At 33.2% G+C, this 20022-nt stretch carries 18 protein-coding genes; 8 read left to right on the top strand and 10 right to left on the bottom strand.

Annotated elements, in window-relative coordinates; genetic code table 11:
* Positions 1-82 precede the first annotated feature (82 nt).
* Entirely contained in the window at positions 83-406 is a 324-nt protein-coding gene (locus EYD45_RS08390) for a YbjQ family protein (RefSeq protein WP_130964092.1), read from the bottom strand.
* 166 nt (positions 407-572) lie between these two features.
* On the opposite strand from EYD45_RS08390, the gene EYD45_RS08385 reads away from it, so the two are divergent.
* The 3 genes from EYD45_RS08385 to EYD45_RS08375 all read left to right on the top strand — a co-directional run bounded on the left by EYD45_RS08385 (position 573) and on the right by EYD45_RS08375 (position 3776).
* Positions 573-1241 carry a gamma-glutamylcyclotransferase family protein gene (locus tag EYD45_RS08385; RefSeq protein ID WP_130964091.1) on the top strand — a complete coding sequence of 223 codons (669 nt, stop codon included), beginning with the start codon at positions 573-575 and terminating at the stop codon, positions 1239-1241.
* A 34-nt stretch (positions 1242-1275) separates the two neighbouring features.
* Positions 1276-2931: a SulP family inorganic anion transporter gene (locus EYD45_RS08380; RefSeq protein ID WP_130964090.1), complete on the top strand. Its 1656-nt coding sequence runs from the start codon at positions 1276-1278 to the stop codon at positions 2929-2931.
* A gap of 170 nt (positions 2932-3101) precedes the next feature.
* The gene (locus EYD45_RS08375) at positions 3102-3776 is read left to right on the top strand and encodes a hypothetical protein (protein ID WP_130964089.1); all 675 of its coding nucleotides are present in this window, start codon (positions 3102-3104) and stop codon (positions 3774-3776) included.
* Positions 3777-3931: 155 nt separating this feature from the next.
* On the opposite strand, the gene EYD45_RS08370 is transcribed toward EYD45_RS08375, so the two are convergent.
* Positions 3932-6166 (bottom strand): ribonuclease R family protein, encoded by a 2235-nt coding sequence (locus EYD45_RS08370; protein WP_130964088.1) that lies wholly within the window; start codon positions 6164-6166, stop codon positions 3932-3934.
* 619 nt (positions 6167-6785) lie between these two features.
* Between EYD45_RS08370 and rpiB the strand changes: the two genes are divergently transcribed.
* The 3 genes from rpiB to EYD45_RS08355 are packed head-to-tail and all read left to right on the top strand — an operon-like array spanning position 6786 to position 8603.
* Positions 6786-7220, top strand: a complete 435-nt coding sequence (gene rpiB, locus EYD45_RS08365; protein WP_130964087.1) for a ribose 5-phosphate isomerase B — start codon at positions 6786-6788, stop codon at positions 7218-7220.
* A 9-nt stretch (positions 7221-7229) separates the two neighbouring features.
* Positions 7230-8150 carry a cation diffusion facilitator family transporter gene (locus tag EYD45_RS08360; RefSeq protein WP_130964086.1) on the top strand — a complete coding sequence of 307 codons (921 nt, stop codon included), beginning with the start codon at positions 7230-7232 and terminating at the stop codon, positions 8148-8150.
* Between the two features lie 6 nt (positions 8151-8156).
* The gene (locus tag EYD45_RS08355; protein ID WP_130964085.1) at positions 8157-8603 is read left to right on the top strand and encodes a GNAT family N-acetyltransferase; all 447 of its coding nucleotides are present in this window, start codon (positions 8157-8159) and stop codon (positions 8601-8603) included.
* Here EYD45_RS08355 and EYD45_RS08350 read toward each other — a convergent pair whose 3' ends face one another.
* The 6 genes from EYD45_RS08350 to EYD45_RS08325 form a co-directional block, all read right to left on the bottom strand.
* Positions 8604-10100 (bottom strand): T9SS type B sorting domain-containing protein, encoded by a 1497-nt coding sequence (locus tag EYD45_RS08350; RefSeq protein WP_165453907.1) that lies wholly within the window; start codon positions 10098-10100, stop codon positions 8604-8606.
* Positions 10101-10157: 57 nt separating this feature from the next.
* Positions 10158-11021: an OmpA family protein gene (locus tag EYD45_RS08345; protein WP_130964083.1), complete on the bottom strand. Its 864-nt coding sequence runs from the start codon at positions 11019-11021 to the stop codon at positions 10158-10160.
* 45 nt (positions 11022-11066) lie between these two features.
* On the bottom strand, positions 11067-12701 hold the full coding sequence (locus tag EYD45_RS08340; RefSeq protein ID WP_130964082.1) for a S41 family peptidase: 1635 nt from the start codon (positions 12699-12701) through the stop codon (positions 11067-11069).
* A gap of 140 nt (positions 12702-12841) precedes the next feature.
* Positions 12842-13531, bottom strand: a complete 690-nt coding sequence (locus EYD45_RS08335; RefSeq protein ID WP_130964081.1) for a DUF4349 domain-containing protein — start codon at positions 13529-13531, stop codon at positions 12842-12844.
* 9 nt (positions 13532-13540) lie between these two features.
* The gene (gene rnpA / locus EYD45_RS08330) at positions 13541-13918 is read right to left on the bottom strand and encodes a ribonuclease P protein component (RefSeq protein WP_130964080.1); all 378 of its coding nucleotides are present in this window, start codon (positions 13916-13918) and stop codon (positions 13541-13543) included.
* Positions 13919-14033: 115 nt separating this feature from the next.
* Complete coding sequence (locus EYD45_RS08325; protein WP_130964079.1) at positions 14034-14912, bottom strand: alpha/beta hydrolase; 879 nt, start codon at positions 14910-14912, stop codon at positions 14034-14036.
* A 200-nt stretch (positions 14913-15112) separates the two neighbouring features.
* On the opposite strand from EYD45_RS08325, the gene EYD45_RS08320 reads away from it, so the two are divergent.
* Both EYD45_RS08320 and EYD45_RS08315 read left to right on the top strand, forming a co-directional pair.
* Entirely contained in the window at positions 15113-16963 is a 1851-nt protein-coding gene (locus tag EYD45_RS08320) for a CBS domain-containing protein (protein WP_130964078.1), read from the top strand.
* A gap of 4 nt (positions 16964-16967) precedes the next feature.
* On the top strand, positions 16968-18152 hold the full coding sequence (locus EYD45_RS08315; RefSeq protein ID WP_130964077.1) for a M14 family metallopeptidase: 1185 nt from the start codon (positions 16968-16970) through the stop codon (positions 18150-18152).
* Positions 18153-18244: 92 nt separating this feature from the next.
* Here the strand turns inward: EYD45_RS08315 and EYD45_RS08310 are convergent, their stop codons facing one another.
* Together EYD45_RS08310 and EYD45_RS08305 are read right to left on the bottom strand one after the other, a co-directional pair.
* The gene (locus EYD45_RS08310) at positions 18245-19120 is read right to left on the bottom strand and encodes a sterol desaturase family protein (RefSeq protein WP_130964076.1); all 876 of its coding nucleotides are present in this window, start codon (positions 19118-19120) and stop codon (positions 18245-18247) included.
* Positions 19121-19122: 2 nt separating this feature from the next.
* A complete protein-coding gene (locus EYD45_RS08305; RefSeq protein ID WP_130964075.1) occupies positions 19123-20004 on the bottom strand; it encodes a sulfurtransferase in 882 nt (293 codons plus the stop codon).
* Between the last annotated feature and the right edge of the window lie 18 nt (positions 20005-20022).

Below are 20022 nucleotides of genomic sequence, written 5' to 3'. Positions count from 1 at the left end.
CTAGATTTTTACTGTTCGATACAGCAAAACTATCAATAATTATTCCGATAACTATTCGTTTAGGAAAAAATTAAGACTCAAATCAACTTACTTTTACCGCGGTTCCAGTTATAGATACAATTATGTGAGAACTATTAGCTAATGGTTCAATATCTATTTTAATTCCAACCACCGCATTAGCCCCTAATCTTTTAGCGTTCTCGCTTAAATTCTGAAATGCCTCTTCCTTTATCGTCTCCAAACCTAAGGTATAGGCTTCGCGATATTTCGACATATTAAACATATCCTTAAAAGACATGCTGCTGCCTTTGTATTTGTAGCTTGAATTATAAGCAATCCCAGTCACTATGCCTAGATAGTCATTAATTGTTTGGCCTTCTATTGAGTTTGTAGTTGTAAAAATCATAAATTCTTTTTCTATTGGTATACAATATAATAAAAATGTTACGCCTTTGTTGCGTCCGCAATCTTGAAGTTATAAAAGTTTTAATTACTTTCGTTAAGTTGCTTAAAGCTTAGCCTGTTATGTAAATTTTTGAGTTAAGCATTAACCTTGTAAACAAAAAAACACTATGAACTTCTTCAAATATTTATTGTCATTTGTATTTATATTACTTCTATCTGGATGTAACAACAAAGAGCTTATAACTATCGAAAATGGTAAAGTTGGAATGATAGGTTTTGGTTCGCTGATGTCTAAACGAAGTATGGAAAGAACATTGCAACGTAAGTACGAAGATTCAGTATATCTCGTACATCTTGAAGGCTACCAAAGAGCGTGGAATTATTATACTCCAATTAAAAGAATTGTGGATAATGAATTATTTTATCTAAATAATGGAGACACAATCCCCATCCATAACCAAATAGCATTAAATATTATGGACACTCCTGACAAAAAAATGAATTGTGTTTTATTTTTTATTACACCTGAAGAATTGATTGGGTTTGATGAACGTGAGTTTGGATATAACAGGGTAGACGTAACTGATAATATAGAAGAATACCGATTTAAAGGAGGTCGCATTTATGCCTATAAAGCAGATGATGAACACACCTATCAACACAAAAAAGGAGACAACACTTTTTTGCCAGAGTATTACCTAAACTTAGTAACAGAAGCATGTGATAGTATTGGTCCAGAATTTAGACAAGAGTTTGAAGCTTCAACTATTCCACATGATGCAGCTAAAGTTGTATCGCAATCTAAAGTGTATCGAAAAGAGAAGGTAAAACAATAATATTCCAGTACTTATAATTTTTAAAAATTAAAATATGCTATCAAAGTTTTATAACATCAAAAATTTAAAAGGAGATTTTACAGGTGGTTTGGTTGCAGGTGTGGTTGCATTGCCACTTGCACTTGCTTTTGGTGTACAATCCGGTATGGGTGCTACAGCTGGCCTTTATGGCGCTATTGCAGTTGGCGTTTTTGCGGCAATGTTTGGTGGTACCGAAACACAGGCTAGCGGCCCTACAGGGCCTATGACGGTGGTTTCTGCTACGTTGGTGGCTGCAGCGATTGAACTTACAGGAAGTCTTGAAAACGCCATGAGTATTATTTTACTCGCCTTTTTATTGGGTGGGCTATTTCAAATTATTTTTGGTTTTTTAAACATTGCCAGTTATGTAAAATACTTTCCCTATCCCGTAGTCTCAGGTTTTATGAGTGGTGTTGGGCTCATTATCGTTATTTTGCAACTGTTTCCTTTTGCGGGATTAGATTCCGCAAAATCTACAATAGCCGTTATTCAAAACTTTCCCAGACTCTTTACTGAAGCCAATCTTCATGCATTACTTTTAGGTGGTATTACCATCTTAATATATTTTATTTTTCCAAAAATCACTAAAGCTATTCCTAGTGCATTAGTAGCATTAATTGTTGCTACCTTAATCGCTTATTTTACTAAAATGGACGTGCCTTTAATAGGTGAAATTCCTTCTGGTTTGCCATCATTTCAATTGGGAGGAATTTTTGAAGTTGACCCTAGTGCTTACGGTATCATTTTAGAGTATGCTGTGGTTTTAGCTGTTCTTGGAAGTATAGACTCATTACTAACGTCTGTTATTGCAGATAACATGACCAAAACTAAGCACAACAGTAATCGTGAGTTGATTGGTCAAGGTATAGGCAACATGATAGCTGCCGCCATTGGTGGAATTCCAGGGGCTGGCGCAACCAAAGGTACTGTAGTAAATATTAATGCTGGAGGAAAAACAAGACTATCAGGGATTTTACATGGGTTATTTCTTTTAGCCGTTTTATTAGGTTTAGGACAATTAGCGGCGCATATTCCGCTTTGCGTATTAGCAGGATTACTAATTCCAATAGGTTTTAAAATTGTAGATTTTAAAGGGTTGAAACACCTGCTTAAAGTACCAAGAGCGGATGCTGTAGTTTTAGTTTTGGTGTTATTGATTACTACTTTTGGAAGCTTAATTCAAGCAGTAGGTATTGGTGTAGCCTTAGCGTGTTTATTATTTATGAAAAAATCTGGAGATATCGGCGAAAAAGGTATGGAGGTAGGCGCTGTTGCAGATATTGATGGTTCTAAACCATGGCAAGATGAAATAGAATTTTATGAAAGCTATAAGGATAAGGTGATTATAAAACACCTTTATGGCTCATTATTTTTTGGCTTTACATCTTACTTCAAGGATCAAATTAAGACATTGCCCAATGAAGTGAAGGCTGTTATCTTTAGAATGGATCGTGTGCCTTATGTTGATCAGTCTGGATTATATGCTTTGGAAGATATTATTTTTGATTTACGTGAAGAAGGTATTGAAGTTTTGCTTATAGGTTTACAAGAACAACCTAAAGACATGCTAGAGGCTGTGGACATTATACCTGATTTAGTACCAGAAGATGATGTTTTTGAAGATATTGATGATGCTTTTGAGTATTTGAGAGGTAAACTGAGGGGATAGTTAGAGAACTTACCAAATCACTTTTTTTAAGCAGTTATTAACTTGACTTTGTAAAATTTTTCTGCTAACTTCGTTTACCGGCGGATATAAGCCATTACCAACGGCGCATATCCGAAATCTCGTTACCTGCAAGCTGAAAAATGACAATCCGAAAGAATATATTAATAATTATGGTTTTGCTTCTTTGCTCTTGTAGCGAAAAAAAGAAAAAACAAGAAACTGAATTAAAACTAAAAATTGAATCTATAACTGAAATTAAGCCTGAATCGGAATTAGATAATGATTACTCAAAATCTGCTGAATTATTCGCTAAAGAAATTTTAAGAGAAAATTTAAGATTCCATTCGTTCAATATGACTGATTCAGAAAACCCAAAGCATTTGGATATATTTCAATACGACGGACTTAACAAAATTGAGGGATATTCAAACAAAAACTATCCTAAGAATTCAAAGCCTAAATATTATGAACATTTTACATTATTTGTTGCTACATACAAGAATACTGAAATTGCGAAAAATGCTTTTGACCAAATAAAAGCGGACTCAAAAAATTTTGGATTGTTAAGCGATTTTAAAAGTTTAAACATAGTATCTTACAATAGAGCAACTGCATTAATAACAGGAATCAAACCAGGAGGAATGATTACTCATAAAGGTAAACAAGTATTTAGTTTAGTTGAAACTTGTCGTGAAATTCCTATTGGTGGGAATTGGCTTGATTACGAACAAAAATTATTGAGTTATATACTTAATACTGAAAATGAAATTGAAATTGAAGTCTTGAATTCAGACTGTGGAAAAATGACAAATTATATTGTAGAAAAAAGAAAAGCCAGCAGGTAACATTGTATAAAAATAATGCGTAAGTTTATTCCTAAATAAAAAGGTTAGTGCGTATTTGGTCACTCTGATTTTCCTGCGGAAAATCCTCGGACACAAAACCGCACTATTCTTATACGTAACCGGTAAACGAAACTCTTCCCCGTCCTTAATAAAAACTATTCCACCTTCTCAATCAAATTAAAATCCAAGTGCTTCTTCACCAAATCAGTACTCTTTACTTTTACAACAACTTCATCACCTAACTGATAGGTTATTCCAGAACGTCTACCTACCATGGCATACAAATCCTGATCAAAGGCATAGTGGTCATCTGTCATATCCCGCACGCTTACCATACCTTCACATTTGTTTTGAATAATCTCCACATAGATGCCCCAGTCGGTTACTCCTGAAATTACGCCAACAAATTCTTCATCTTTATGGTCTTCCATAAAGCGAATCTGCATATATTTTATAGAATCGCGTTCTGCTTTAGTGGCTAACATTTCCATATTGCTGGAGTGTTGACATTTCTCTTCGTAAACGTCTTCGCTAGCCGATTTTCCACCATCTAAATACTGTTGTAATAAACGATGTGCCATAACATCTGGATAACGACGAATAGGTGATGTAAAATGACTGTAATAATCAAACGCTAAACCGTAATGCCCAATATTATGTGTGGTATATTCCGCTTTGCTCATACTTCTTATAGCAAGTGTATCCACTAAATTTTGCTCTTTCTTACCAACAACTTCTTGTAATAAATTATTCAATGATGCCGTGGTTGATTTTCTATCTTTAAAATTTAACTTGTAGCCAAACCTGCTCACAACATTTTGCAATGACGCCAGTTTGCTTTCATCTGGTTCATCATGTACACGATATACAAAGGTTTTTTTAGGGGATTGTTTACCTATAAATTCAGATACTTTCCGGTTTGCTAAAAGCATAAATTCTTCTATCAGTTTATTAGCATCTTTACTGGTTTTAAAGAATACACCTTCAGGATTATTATCTTCATCTAAATTGAATTTTACTTCAACCTTATCAAAAGAAATAGCACCAGCGCTCATACGTTTTTTACGCATAATTTTAGCTAGTTTATCTAAAGTTAGAATAGCCTTAGCTAATTCATAAGACGTTTTATAGGTGTTTCCTGTAAGCGATACATCTTCTGGTATTTCAGTATTGATATTAGACGTTTCAACTGCGCTCAACGCGACATTTGCATTACTTTCTATAACCGCCTGAGCTTCTTCATATGCATAACGTGCATCACTAAAAGTTACCGTCCTACCAAACCATTGGTTTTTAATTTCGGCTTTATCATTCATTTGAAACACTGCAGAAAAGGTGTATTTTTCCTCCTGTGGTCGTAATGAACAAGCATTATTTGATAATACTTCTGGTAGCATGGGCACTACACGATCTACCAAATAAATAGATGTTGCACGCTCATAAGCTTCATCATCTAAAACGGTACCTTCTTTTACATAATGCGATACATCAGCAATATGAATTCCTATTTCATATAAGCCATTATCTAAAATTTCAAAAGATAGTGCATCATCAAAATCCTTAGCATCTTTAGGGTCAATGGTAAAGGTTAAATCTTTACGCATATCACGTCTTTTAGCTATTTCTTCTTCTCTAATAGATGTATCTATTTCATTTGCAAAAGCTTCAACTTCATCCGGAAATTCGTGTGGTAAACCATATTCGGCTAAAATTGCATGAATTTCTGTCTGGTGTTCTCCTGGTTTTCCTAAGATTTTAATCACTTTACCATATGGAGAATCTGCATTTTCTGGCCAATCCTCAAACTGCACTAAAACTTTATCTCCGTCTTCAGCCTTCAATGTTTTATTGATAGGGACAAAAATATCCTTGTACATCTTGTTGCTATCAGGAATTACAAAAGCATAATTACTGTTTTTTTGAATTTGAATAACCCCAACATACTCAGATTTAGCGCGTTTTAAAACACTGGTAATTTCGCCTTCTATTTTACCACGTTTACGCCTTTTATAGGCATAGAATTCTACCTCATCGCCATTTAAAGCTCTGTTGATGTTATTGGATGCAATAAACACATCTTCATCAAAATCGTCACATATAATATAACCTGTTCCTTTACCTGATAAATCTAAAATACCTGTATGATATTCAGTATTGGTTATCGCTTTAAACTTACCGCGCTCTACTTGTTCTATTTCTTGTTTTGTAGCGAGTTTAGCTAATGTTTTTATAATTTGATTTCTGCTGCTAGCGTCGTTTACACCAAGTTTTGCAGCTATTTGTTTGTAGTTAAAGGCTTGGTTTCTGTCCTTTTTTAGTATACTTAAAATTGTATTTGTAAGATTCGATATTTTATTATTTGATCTTTTTCGTTTTTTCTTTCTTGCCATTTAAAATTTTGTAATCATTTCATTTCCTAAAAGTGTCAGGAATTCGTTCTATAAAACTTGATAATTAAGCAAAGTGAAGATATCAAGTTTTTACAAAACTACGGTTTTAATATTAAATCGTAATTCACTAAGTGTTAAATTGAAGTTATCCACAACATATATCATATTAATATTTTTTTTTAAAATTTAAAAAATAAAATGATGATTATAATAGCATGTTAATATGTAGTATAACTTTTTTAGGCTTTATTTTGAAAAGTATCTTATTGAATGTTGTTGATAAGAAATTAACAGCAGTTATTGATGTAACTTATTAAATTTTAGAAGATTCAATTTTACTATTAACAATGGTTAACAACCATAACTAACAACTAATTTTTAATAAGTATTTTAATTAACAGTACTTAAAAGTATACAGTAAGATGCTGATAACTTAACCAAAAATTTACGTTAACTAATTTGTATGTTAACTAATGGTTATGGATTGAAAATTTTAAATGATTTTCCTAATTATTTTTATAAAAAAACATCAAGAGATATTAACAAGTCATTAAAAGGCTAGTTAACAGTATCAGGATTTAGTAACTTTGTACCTCAAAACTATTTATTACATAATATCATGACAATTTCAATAGGAAATGACCACGCTGGAACCGAATATAAATTTGCAATAAAAACTTTATTGGAAGAAAAGGGTATTACTGTAGTAAATTATGGAACAGATACCAATGATAGCGCAGATTATTCAGATTTTGTACATCCAGTAGCAGATGATGTTGAAAACAATAAATCAGACTATGGTATTTTAATTTGCGGTAGTGGAAACGGTGTAGCTATGACGGCAAATAAACATCAAAATATTAGAGCTGGTTTATGCTGGAACAAAGAAATTGTTCACTTAATACGCAGTCATAACGATGCAAACATTTTATGCATCCCAGCGAGATATACAGCTTTAAAACAAGCTGTGGAAATGGTAGAAGTGTTTTTAAATACAGAATTTGAAGGTGGAAGACATAAAAGGCGTATAGATAAAATTCCGTTATCTTGTTAATAAAACCAGATGTCACATTCTCATGGTCATAACCACTCCCATCATCACCATGGCGACTTAAAAGGTCGTAATCTTTTCATATCAATTTTACTTAATATTATTATTACCGTAGCTCAGGTTATAGGTGGTATTATATCAGGGAGTTTATCTTTGTTAAGTGATGCACTGCATAATTTTAGCGATGTACTATCACTTATTATAAGTTATGTTGCTAACCGACTTGCGAAACAAAAAGCTTCAAACCAAAAAACATTTGGGTATAAACGTGCCGAAATTTTGGCTGCTTTTGTTAATGCCGCAACTTTAATGGTGGTGGCAGTGTTATTGATTGTTGAAGCCGCAGAACGTTTTCAAAATCCTCAAGAAATTGAATCTAACTTGGTAATTTGGTTATCGTTTGTTGCTATTTTAGGTAATGGCTTTAGTGTTTTATTACTAAAAAAAGATGCTGAAGCCAATATGAATATGAAAAGTGCCTATATCCATTTACTTACTGATATGATGGCAAGTGTAGCGGTACTTATTGGTGGTTTGTTGATGAAATATTATCAGCTGTATTGGGTAGATAGTGTGTTAACTTTTGCTATTGCTTTATATTTGGTTTGGATGGGTTGGGATTTATTAAAAAATTCCACAAAAGTATTGATGCTTTTTACGCCGGATAGTATTCCAATACAACGTATTGTTGATGAAATAAATAGTTTTGAATCTGTAAAAAATACGCATCATGTGCATGTATGGCAATTGAATGAAGATGAAATTCATTTGGAAGCACATATAGATTTTCATGAGGATATCACCTTATCAAAATTTGATAAAATTTTAAAAAATATAGAAGAACTGGTATTTGATAAATATGATATTAACCATGTAAATATTCAACCAGAATTTGGTAAAGATGATGCTAAGGAGGTGATTGTACAGGATTAAGAAAGTATGAGTTTAGATATTAAGATAAAAACGTTTGATGAGTTAAGCTCTAACGAACTTTATGATTTACTGCAATTACGAAGTGAAGTTTTTGTGGTGGAGCAGGATTGTGTGTATCAAGATATTGATGGAAAGGACCATAACGCAATTCATGTTTTAGGTTTTAAGAATGATATTCTGGTGGCGTATACTCGTATTTTTAAACCTGGTGATTATTTTAATGAGGCAAGTATAGGTAGAGTAGTGGTTAAGAAAAGTGAGCGTGCTTTTAAATATGGTTACGCTATTATGGAGGTTTCAATTAAAGCTGTTGAAGACTATTTAAACGAAACTAAAATAAAAATATCTGCACAATGTTATTTAAAAGGGTTTTATACTAAAATAGGGTTTCTTCCTATAGGCGATGTGTACCAAGAGGATGGTATTCCTCATGTTGCCATGATAAAAGAATAATTAACGTTTAAGGGCAAAATATCCTCTTAATACATTTCTGTTATCTAGAACAACTTCGTACCAGTAAGTGTCATTAGGTAAAACCTTATTATTATAAGTTCCATTCCAGCCCTCAGCGTTGTTCGGTAAGAATTTTATAAGTTTTCCATAACGGTCGTAAATAGATATATTGTTTACACTACCATTTAAATCAACAACCTTCCAAATATCATTAATACCATCATTGTTAGGTGTAAAGTATTTAGGAATGAAAATATCGCCTTGGGTTATAAACACACTAAAATTTGATTGTTTTTCATAACACTCATTTTCACTATAAATATATATGGTTTGTGATGTATCAATGGTAGTTCCTGCACTAAGTTGTGTTCCATTTCCAAAAGGCTCGGTATAATAATTACCAAGAAATATTTCAGGAAGTGTATATGAAGACGCATAAACATCATCTAAAACATCAATTCCAAGAAGGTCGTTAAGAATTTCGGTGCATTCATCTCTTGTAGATACAAAACGAGACTGCATATCAATACTGGTCCAATTCGTATCACTATAAACAGGGTCGTCCACAAAAATACAAACCAATTCACCATTTAACGTGGCATCAAATAGTTGCATATTTATATTATTTGTGTTTTTCACATTTAATTGACAAAGCTTATTATTACTACAATCTAGGTTATTTATCGCTGTATTGGAAGAAATATCAAGAGCTCCTAATAAATTAGTTTGGCAGTATAATTCTTGTAGATTACTATTAACTCTTAGATCCAATTCAGTTAACTGATTTTCTCCACAACTTAAAACTGTTAATTTTCTATTGTTGCCAAGATTTAATGATTCTAGATTATTGGATAGGCAATATAGCAGTATCAGGTCTGTATTATTAGTTAAATCAATGCTTTCAAGGTTGTTATATTCAAAATTAAAATCTTGTAATAATGGATTTTGAGATACATCAAGCGTATTTAAATCATTATTTCCACAGTGAAAAATAGTCAATTCAGGATTAGAGGTTACGTCTAAACTAGAAAGCTGATTACCGATACATAGTAAAGTTTTTAAAGATGGATTATTGGAAACATCAAGCTCAGTCAATAAATTGTTACTACAGATTAAGGATATTACCTTAGGATTATTTGAAATATCAATGCTTGGAATTTTATTAAAATTACACCAAAGGATGATCAATTCTGGATTTAATGAAACATCTAAATTTTCTATGGCATTAAAACCACAGAATAGCTGTGTAAGATTGGTGTTTTTAGAAACATCCAATTGTGTCAGGTTATTTTCTGAACATTCCAAGACTTCCAACGCCACAAAATCTTCTATTCCAGTGAGGTCGTTAATGTTTAATAGTGAAATGTTTAAAGCGGTTACATTGTTGATATTTGCGGTTGGAACAAAGTCGTTTAAAGGAGCCGTATCATAACCCAAGTCAATTAAAGCCTGTTCAAAATTATCATCGGGCACAAACGTATTTTGGGAAAGGCTCACTTCTGATAAGAATAATAAAGTGAAGCATATGAAGCGGAACCTGTATAACATTATAATTTATTTCGTGTTATCCCCTACGTAGGTAATTACTATTTCAACACGTCTATCAAATTTTGGGTCTCCACCCAAGGGAAACTTTCTGCGCATACCTATGAAACGCATTCGTTTTTTATCCACTCCTTTTTTTGCAAAATAGTCGTAAACATATTTTGCCCTGGCGACTGAGAGGTTTCTTTTTTTAGTTCTTTTGTCAACGGCATCGCGGGTATATTTTGTGCAGCACACATGTCCTTGAATAGTAAAATAGATATCATCTCGTTCCACTAATGCTTTGGCTATTTCCTCTAATGTTTTTTTCGATTCAGATATAACAGTACTGTAACCTGTTTTAAATAGGATATTTTTAAACAGAATTTTGTCTCCAACCTTTACATCTCCTTTTATTTGTTCTGGTACACTTGGGTTTTCAACAATTTCCTTCGAGGCAGGTTCTACTTTTTCTTCAGGTTCTGGTTTCTTCTCAGTAACAATAATTTCTACTTTTCTGTTAAGTCCGCGTATTTTTAAAACATCTTTTTCGTTAACGATTTTAAGCAATATTTCTCCCTTTCCATCTACATTTCTTATTAGGGATTCGCTAATTTCATTGTTAGCAAAAATGGATTTTATAGCATCTGCACGCTGTTGGGATAGCACCATATTATAAGAATCGGCACCAACATCATCACAAAACCCATAAATAGCAATCGATTCTATTTCAATATCGTGAAGCCCAGAAATAAACAAGAGCAATCTATTTTCTTCGGTTGTTGGTACAACATATTCATCGGTATTAAAATACACATCATGTGTGTACTGCGTTTGAGAAAACGCACTACTCATTTGAAGACATAACAATATGATTACTAGTAGTCTATGCATTCTTGGGGAAGCGATTAATTGATAAAGATAGTATTTTTGTGAAATTTACCTTAAATAATCCATGTACGTCACGGTATTACCGAGGATTTGCGTACTTTTTTGAATGTCCGCATCATTGTCCTTATAATATTCATACAAACCTTCACGATATGCGTATCGCTTCACAATTTCCTCTGTAAGTGATTTTAAGATAAAATCTTTGTGTTCGTCAATCGCCTTAGTCTTTGATGCTTTTAGTCCAGAAATAAGAGCGTCGTAGTTTACCTTTATGTCATCATTTAAATTTTCTTTAATAGAGGTTTCGTAAGCCTTATAAAGTGCTTTTTCTGTATCAGTAGTAAACGAAAAATTGTTCTTATCTAAGAAGTTTTTAAAATCTTTGAAATCGGTATCAGTAAGTTTGAAATTATCGATGGATAGGGATGGGTTTTTATAATAGTACTGTGTCGCAAAATCAAAGATTAAATCACTATTTATAATGGCATTTGTAATTGTGGTGTTTTTTACTTTATTGATGGTCACGTCTGGAAAAATACCACCTCCGTCAAACACTTTACGTCCGTTTTTAGTTTTAAACTCATTATAGTTTTCTTGCTTTACACGTACAGCCTCTCCATTCTCGTTTCTATTCCAATAGTCTAAGGACTGAATACACCTACCAGAAGGTGTATAATATCTAGAAATCGTAATTTTTACTTGTGTACCATAGGTTAAACGTTTAGGACGCTGCACCAAGCCTTTACCAAAACTACGTCCCCCCACAATTACGGCGCGGTCCAAATCTTGTAAAGTACCTGAAACAATTTCACTCGCCGAAGCACTGGAGCCATCAATTAAAACCACTAAAGGTATTTCGGTATCTAAAGGCTCTCTGGACGTAAAATATTGTTTGTTATACTTCTTCACTTTAGATTTTGTTGTAACCACAAGCTGCCCTTTTGGTACAAATAAGTTTACAATATTTACCGCTTCATTAAGCAGGCCTCCTGGGTTCCCTCTTAAGTCTAAAATCATACGTTCAGCACCCTGGGCTTTTAAATCCCTAATGGCGTAACTGGTTTCCGCAGATGCTTTTCGGTTGAATTTACTCAATACTACATACCCGGTTTTTTCATCCACCAAGGAGTAATGCGGTACAGCTTTTATTTCAACTTCAGCACGTTCTATAGTGGCATTCTTAGTTTCGTTATTACGTTTAAAGGTTACATTTACCGTGCTTCCTGAGGCGCCTTTTAGTAAATTACCAGAATCGTCCTTATAGTCTGAAACCAAGATATCTCCTACTTTAATAATTTCGTCTCCAGCCTTCAAGCCCGCTTTGTCAGCAGGATAATCTTTATACGGCTCAACAATTACCAGTTTGTCTTTTAAGGTTTTTACACGCGCACCAATACCAGTATAATCGCCAGTGTTATTAATTCTAGCCGCTTCCACATCTTGTTCGTTCATAAATCGTGTGTACGGATCTAAATCGTCCAGCATGCTTTTTATGGCGGTATCCATCAAATCGGCAGGATTGGTTTCATCAACATAATTCATATTGATCTCCTTATACAGCGTTGTGAAAATTTCTATTTGTTTTGCGATTTCAAAAAAGTCATTTTTAAATGCTGTTGCGCTTAAAAACACAACGGACAACAATGCTGGTATTACTATTTTCTTTTGAAGTAATTTTTTCATGAGGACTATTATTTTTTACTTTTTTTAAGGTAGCGTCTTAACAAAAATATACCAATAATTACGATTAGTATTAGTGGCCAAATATAAAGCAGGCCTAAAAAGAATACTGAAATACCATCAAACCCGCCTTTAATGGCATTTCACATTTTTGTACCATAACTTGTTGCTACAGGAGCGCCAGAGGTCAATTTATAAAATTCTATTTCAATAGTGCTTAAGGATACTTTATTTTGAAGATATTTTAAGCGCCCTTGTTTGGCTTCAATTTCCTCTCGAATATTAGAAAGCTCTCGTTCTATCTCCAGTATCTCTTTTACGTTTTTAGCTTTTTCCAATAGATCTAAATACCGTTTTTCCAAGGTTTGTTTCGCCTTTAATCTGGCTTCCAGATCTATAAATTCTTCGGTAACATCCTTTGCGGAAATGCGCTTACTATCAAAATAAGATACATTTTTACTAATGGAATCTATAGCCGTTTGAAAGCTTGATGTTGGGATTCTAATAGTTAGCCTTCTGGTTAAGGTGTTGTACGATTTACTAGAATTGTCGTCTTGTACAAAGCCCTTGTTTGTTTTTACGGCTTTTATGATTTGATTGTAGCTTTTCTCTAAATCGTCGGTTTCAAACTTTAAAAAAGAGGTTTTTATAATCTTTTGTTCAACATTATTTTGCTCGGTAACAACGCCATATCTTTTTTCATTGGAAGTTGAAACATCATTAAATTCAAAATCAGCCTCTGTAGATTCATAATATTCTGGGGCATCTCCTTTTGGAGACGAACACATCAAAGGCAACATGATAATCATTATATAAGGAAACAACTTCATCATAATTTGAGTTTAGTATTCTGAAACTTTGCTTAAAAACTTTTCAAACACATGTTTCATACTGGTTTCAACCTGGGCGTAAGAGGGTTTCTCTTTACCAATGTACAAAATCATAAACGCGTATTGTGTTGTTAAATTGTTAAAAACAACTGCTTTATTAAGCCTGTAAGCCTCTCTTAACAAACGTTTTATACGGTTTCTGTCCACAGCGGTTTTAAAATTACGCTTAGATACTGAAACGCCTGTTTTTATTAACACATCATCATCAAAAGTAGTGCCTAAATAAACGAGACGCAAAGGAAACGCAGACACCGATTGCCCTTCAGTAAACAATTGGTCAATCAGCTTTTTACTTTTGAGTTTTTCTTTTTTTGGGAAGGTGAATTTCAAACGCTTTGTATTAGGTGCTAAAGGTAATGAAATGCTGGGATTGGTTTTAGGGTGTTTTTAAGGGTTTCGATAGCGGCTCTGTACAAACTTCGTTAGGTATTCGTTTTTTATTCCACTATTTTTCTTCTACTAAATTGGTTTTTATGAAATCTAAAGCATCTAACATCGAATTATCTACGCATGTTTTGTTATGCTTTCCATTTGTAACCCTAAATTCATGGTCAATTTTCTTTTGATGAAATAATACATGCAATTCGGCATTAGGAAGTGAGTGGAAATCGTCGTCGCAGGTTTGGATATACCATTTTTTACTTTTCAGAATTTCCACATTTACCTTTTCGGCGATATAGAGCGCGTTGTTATTGACATAAACTTGAGTTATTCTTTCTTTTGGGCTCAGGTTTTCTCCGTACAAATGCGCATGAAAACGTTGATAATATTTTTCTAAATCTTCAACCATTTGTTTTTTTGTACTTATTGCACCCATAAAACTTACGCAAATCCCAAACTCTTCAGGATTTAACATGGTAAATCGTAATGCTCCAAATCCTCCCATTGACAACCCCATAACAACTGTTTTTTGTGAAGATTTTGTCAATGAGTACCTTTTTTTCATTTCAGGAATAAATTCTGAGATAAACATTGTTGCGTATTTCTCCTTACCAGCATAGTCGTCTATATACCAAGACTTGCCTCCATCAGGGGAAATTATAATTGTTTCTGGAAAACGTTCTTTTATAATTAACGAATCAATTTGTTTGAAAATACCCTTAGTACGGGAACTATTGTTATTTCCTCCAAACCCATGTAAGAAATAGATTGTCGGATATGTTTTTTTAGTATCATAATTGGGAGGTAAATAAATATTGTATTTTACTCCTTTGTTTAAAACTTCACTTTGAACAATTTGATTTTCAAAAACTTCCCCTTTTTGACCAAAAATTGAGGTCTTTATTAAAAGGATAAAAAATATTAAAACGTATTTTTTATTCATATTGTTATATAATGAAGCCTAATGTGTTTTACGGATATCCGCCGTTAACGAAGGTAGTAGAATTTATCTACAAAGTCAATATTTATAACTCACAAGCTCTATGCTTAAAACCTACGTACGGCGTTATGACAAATATCATAGAATAAAAATCTGTATAACAGTAATTTAACATACTAAAATCATCTAAACTATTTGAGGTCATGGGAAATATGGATGTTAAAAAATTAAAGAAGAAAAAAGATAGGGCAAACTATGTGCACCACTTATTAAATGATATTAGGGCGCTAGACCTCATGCTGGAAAAGGGCATGATTGAAACAGACCCTATTCGTATAGGTGCAGAACAGGAGTTTTGTTTGGTAAAGCCTAATTTTTCTCCAAGTAGTAATGCGCTGGAAATTCTTAACGATATTGATGATGACCACTTTACCACTGAGATTGGAAACTACAACCTTGAGGCTAATTTAGACCCCATTGAGCTAAAAGGCGATTGCTTTTCCAAGCTACACAAACAGCTTAAAAAACTTCTAAAAAAGGCAGAAGATGCCGCTGCAAAAAAGAATACCAAAATTGTACTTACAGGCATTTTACCTTCTATTGGTTTGCATAATATAGGCGAGAGCCAAATGACACCCTTAAAGCGCTACACGGTTTTAAACGAAGCCATAAAAGACTCTAGAAAGCAGGATTTTAATATTCATATTCAAGGTGTAGATGAGCTGAATTTGTTATTCGACTCTGTAATGCTTGAGGGTTGTAATACTAGTTTCCAGATGCATTTACAGGTAAACCCTAGCGTATTTATAGATACTTACAATTGGGCTCAGGCCATTGCGGGTCCTATTTTGAGCGCTTGTACTAACTCACCTTTGTTGTTCGGCAAAGAATTGTGGAGTGAGACTAGAATTGCTCTTTTTACGCAAAGTATTGATACTAGGGCAAACTCATTTTTACTGAATGAAAACCAATCGCGCGTAAGTTTTGGAAGAAACTGGTATACTGGTTCTGTGACAGATATTTTTAAGGACAACATTTCGAGATTCCGCAGTTTTTTAACTTCAGATTATATTAAGGACAGTGTGGACCTGATTGAAAACGGACAAATACCCAGACTGTTAGCACTACAATTGCACAATGGTACTGTTTACCCGTGGAACAGGGTGTGTTATGGTGTTGGCAACAATATACCACATTTAAGAATAGAAAACAGGTACATCCCTTCGGGGCCTACCGTTGTTGATGAAATAGCCAATATGGTGTTTTGGGTAGGCGTGATGATGGGCAAACCAAAAAAATATAATAACATACATAAGCGCTGGGATTTTAAAGATGTAAAAACCAACTTTTTTAATGCAGCGCGTTATGGAATGGCCGCTCAAATTTATTGGGATGGTAAATACATATCATGCTTGGATTTGATTTTAGACGAGCTCTTGCCTATGGCTTATAAAGGGCTGTATAAATTTGGGATTGCACCAGCAGATGCAGAGTATTATTTAGCCATTATAAAAAACAGGGTAACAGGTTTAAACGGTTCAGAATGGACTATAAGAAGCTATAGACATTTACTAAGAAGCCATAAACGTTTTGAGGCAATGCAAATTTTAACGTCAAAGCTATATGAAAAACAGAAACACGATTATCCTGTTTCTACATGGCGTATTTTACAAGAAACCACCGAACTTCCTGATGAAGAAAGTAGAGTGGTAAAGCACATTATGCGGACGGATGTGTTTTCAGTTTACGAAACGGATAGCATAGAATTGGTGCTGAATATAATGCAATGGAAAGATATACATCACATGCCAGTTATCAGCCATGGCAAAGTGTTAATAGGCGTGTTGTCTTGGAAGGACATTAAAGCTTTTAAAGGGGTAAAGGAAAGCGCTATTTTGCCTGTTGGTAGTATCATGACCAAAGAAGTTATTGCCATTAATGATCAAACTAAAATACCTGAAGCCAAGGCTTTAATGAAAGCCAACAATATCAATTTTTTACCTATTACTAAAAATAATAAATTGATAGGTTTAATCACTTCAAGCGATTTATAGCTGTATGAAAATAAAGGAAACCAAAGTTTCAGTTAAGAATGCGTACGAGCGTATTCTATTTCAAATAGAAAAAGACGAAAACCTACCCACTATTGTGTTTTTTGGAGGTATCCATGGAAATGAAAAAGCGGGTGTTAAAGCTTTAGAGCACTTGCATGACACTCTGGACATCTCGCTTTTTAATGGAAACGTCTACGGTATTTTAGGAAACTTAAAAGCTTTAGCTAAAGACCAAAGATATTTAGAGGAAGACTTAAATAGATTGTGGACTAAAGCGAAAATAGAACACATTTTATCTAAAACAAAACACAATACTGAAGAGCTACAATTACAGGAACTGTTTCAGGTACTACAAAAGATTTTAATGAAGCATAAAGGCCCAATATATTTTATAGACCTGCACACTACATCTAGCCAAAGCTTACCTTTTATTACAATAAATGATGCATTGATCAACCGTGAGTTTTCAAAGTTATTTCCTGTACCAATAGTTTTGGGAATAGAAGAATATTTGGAAGGCGCTTTGTTGAGTTATATTAATACGCTGGGGTACGTTTCTATTGGTTTTGAGTCTGGACAGCATAATGATTTGAGGTCTGTTGAAAACAATATAGCCTTTATGTATCTAGCAATGGTTTACGCCGGAATATTGGATGAAGAGAGCGTTGATGTGAAAACCCATTTAAAAACATTAAAACTAGCGTCAGAAGATGCGGATCGTTTTTATGAAATTATACATTTACAAAAAATATCTGCTAATGATAATTTCAAAATGCACAACGGTTTTAAAAGTTTTCAGCCTATTACAAAAGGCACACCAGTAGCACACTTTAATAATACTGAAATACACTCTGATTATAATGGCAATATGTTTATGCCATTGTACCAAAATAAAGGAAACGAAGGTTTTTTTATTATTAAGCCTATAAAACCATTTTTTTTAAAATTATCATCGTTATTAAGACGCATAAAAACCGATAGTTTATTAGCTTACTTACCAGGCGTTTCTTGGGTAAATAAGCAAGAAGGTATTTTACAAGTCAACTTAAAAGTAGCTAAGTTTTTCGCAAAACCTTTATTTCACTTATTAGGTTATAGAAATAGAGAAATAACGAGCACGCATTTAAGGCTTAATAATCGAGAACGTGTGGCTAAAACTAAAATTTATAAAAGAGAACCTTGGTATTGAGGCTTAAAAATTCAAAATCACTTAATCACTAAATTTTTATTTTTAGCAGTTAAGTGATTTTGTTTAGTATTGTTTTTTTAAGATGAAAATAATTAACGTTGGCCTTTTTTGAAACCGTAAGTGTTTTGTTGAATAAAATCTTTAGGAAATATATCATCTCCTTTAAACCCAATTTCTACTTTACCGCTATCTTCAGGTATGTAGTTAGTTTTAAAAATATAATCCCAAAGACTTAAACTAATCCCGTAATTAACTCCATATTTGCCTTCTGGTAATGTATAAGCATGGTGGTATAAATGCATTACTGGATTGTTGAATATATATTTTAATGGTCCCCATGTAATTTTAATGTTAGAATGATTGAGATGACCAATTATTATTGCAATAAAGTGTACTATATAAGCTTGTTCTGGCTCAAAACCACCTAGCAACATTACACCAAATGTTTTAAGTGGTTTATACAATATATTCTCCATCCAGTGGTATCTTAAATGCGCTGCAAAGCCCATTTCCTTAACGCTATGGTGTACTTTATGAAACTTCCACAAAAATCCATATTTATGTAATAACACATGCGTAAACCATTGTACAAAATCTAAAACAATAAAGAAAACCAATAATTGCAACCACATGGGCCAGTAAGAAGTATCTGCAATAGCAAGACTTTTTGCCGTTATATTAAATTCACCAAAAAGAACGCCTAATATTTGATAAACTCCACTTATGACTATCGCAAATATGAAAAAATTAAAATACATGTAAAATGCATCTAACCAAAAATCTTTTCTAAAAATTGACTGTTCTTTTCGCCAAGGAAATGCAATTTCTAATAACCAAACCACTAAAGAAATTACTGTAAGTCCCCAAAAATAATTAGTGTACCACGGTACTTCAAATAATATCGATTTCCATGTCCAATCTAACGTACCCATAAAGGCATTAACAAATGCGTCTAAATACTTTTCCATAATTAATCACTTAAAACTGTTATACTATCTTTTTCAATTGGTAAATCATTAAAATAACTCCACTCTATCCATGAGCCATCATAATTTTTTACATTTTTATATCCTAATAATTGTGTGAGCACAAAAGTTGTATGTGCTGAACGAACGCCGCTATGGCAATACAAAATGATAGAGTCGTTCTTTTTTATATTTAGTTTACTATAAATATTTTCTAATTCCTTTAATTCTTTAAAGCGCATATCGCCTCCATAGTTTATAGCTTCTGCCCAATCTATATGTATGCTATTGGGTAGTCGTCCTCCTTTAGTTGCTCCTTTTTTTTGTCGTTTTCCAGAAAACTCATCTTCACTTCTGGTATCTATAATAACAGTGTTGTTCTTTAAAGCTTTAATTACATCTTCTTTTGATACGTAATACTGCATCTTAGGATGCTTTTTAAGCTTAAAAACAGCTGTGTTCATTCCTGTTGCTTCAGTTGTTACAAGCCCATTATTTAACTTCCATTTCGAAATTCCTCCTTTCAATAATTTAATACTATTGAAATCATAGTTTTGTAAGATCCACCATAACCTAGAAGCTTCACACAATCCATTGTCATCATAAACAATAATAGTATCTTCAGTTTTAATACCAAGTTTTCCAAATAACGTTTCTATTTGTGTTTTGCTTGCCATAATTCCTTCATAGGGATAAGCGGCATCTTCAATATCCGTTCGCCAAAGATTTAAAGCACCAACTATATGTTCTTTTTCATAAATTTCTTTTTTTCTGAAATCAATGATTTTGATGTTTGGTTGATGAGCAATGGCTTTTAATTCATCAGTTTCTATTAAATATTTGGTTTTAACATCTTCTACTATATCATTTTTTCTGCGTGTTTGCATGCCGAAATAAAAAGTACC

This window comes from Hyunsoonleella flava (assembly GCF_004310325.1).
GTDB classification, from domain to species: Bacteria; Bacteroidota; Bacteroidia; order Flavobacteriales; family Flavobacteriaceae; genus Jejuia; species Jejuia flava.
This window is presented reverse-complemented; position numbering and strand designations above follow the sequence as displayed.

Coding starts and splice junctions, on each gene's coding strand:
- EYD45_RS08370 (WP_130964088.1), bottom strand. CDS start 6,166: ATGGCAAGAAAGAAAAAACGAAAAAGATCAAATAATAAAATATCGAAT.
- EYD45_RS08325 (WP_130964079.1), bottom strand. CDS start 14,912: ATGAATAAAAAATACGTTTTAATATTTTTTATCCTTTTAATAAAGACC.
- EYD45_RS08375 (WP_130964089.1), top strand. CDS start 3,102: ATGGTTTTGCTTCTTTGCTCTTGTAGCGAAAAAAAGAAAAAACAAGAA.
- EYD45_RS08360 (WP_130964086.1), top strand. CDS start 7,230: ATGTCACATTCTCATGGTCATAACCACTCCCATCATCACCATGGCGAC.
- EYD45_RS08310 (WP_130964076.1), bottom strand. CDS start 19,120: ATGGAAAAGTATTTAGACGCATTTGTTAATGCCTTTATGGGTACGTTA.
- EYD45_RS08335 (WP_130964081.1), bottom strand. CDS start 13,531: ATGATGAAGTTGTTTCCTTATATAATGATTATCATGTTGCCTTTGATG.
- EYD45_RS08355 (WP_130964085.1), top strand. CDS start 8,157: ATGAGTTTAGATATTAAGATAAAAACGTTTGATGAGTTAAGCTCTAAC.
- EYD45_RS08315 (WP_130964077.1), top strand. CDS start 16,968: ATGAAAATAAAGGAAACCAAAGTTTCAGTTAAGAATGCGTACGAGCGT.
- rpiB (WP_130964087.1), top strand. CDS start 6,786: ATGACAATTTCAATAGGAAATGACCACGCTGGAACCGAATATAAATTT.
- EYD45_RS08385 (WP_130964091.1), top strand. CDS start 573: ATGAACTTCTTCAAATATTTATTGTCATTTGTATTTATATTACTTCTA.
- EYD45_RS08320 (WP_130964078.1), top strand. CDS start 15,113: ATGGGAAATATGGATGTTAAAAAATTAAAGAAGAAAAAAGATAGGGCA.
- EYD45_RS08305 (WP_130964075.1), bottom strand. CDS start 20,004: ATGCAAACACGCAGAAAAAATGATATAGTAGAAGATGTTAAAACCAAA.
- EYD45_RS08390 (WP_130964092.1), bottom strand. CDS start 406: ATGATTTTTACAACTACAAACTCAATAGAAGGCCAAACAATTAATGAC.
- EYD45_RS08340 (WP_130964082.1), bottom strand. CDS start 12,701: ATGAAAAAATTACTTCAAAAGAAAATAGTAATACCAGCATTGTTGTCC.
- EYD45_RS08380 (WP_130964090.1), top strand. CDS start 1,276: ATGCTATCAAAGTTTTATAACATCAAAAATTTAAAAGGAGATTTTACA.
- EYD45_RS08345 (WP_130964083.1), bottom strand. CDS start 11,021: ATGCATAGACTACTAGTAATCATATTGTTATGTCTTCAAATGAGTAGT.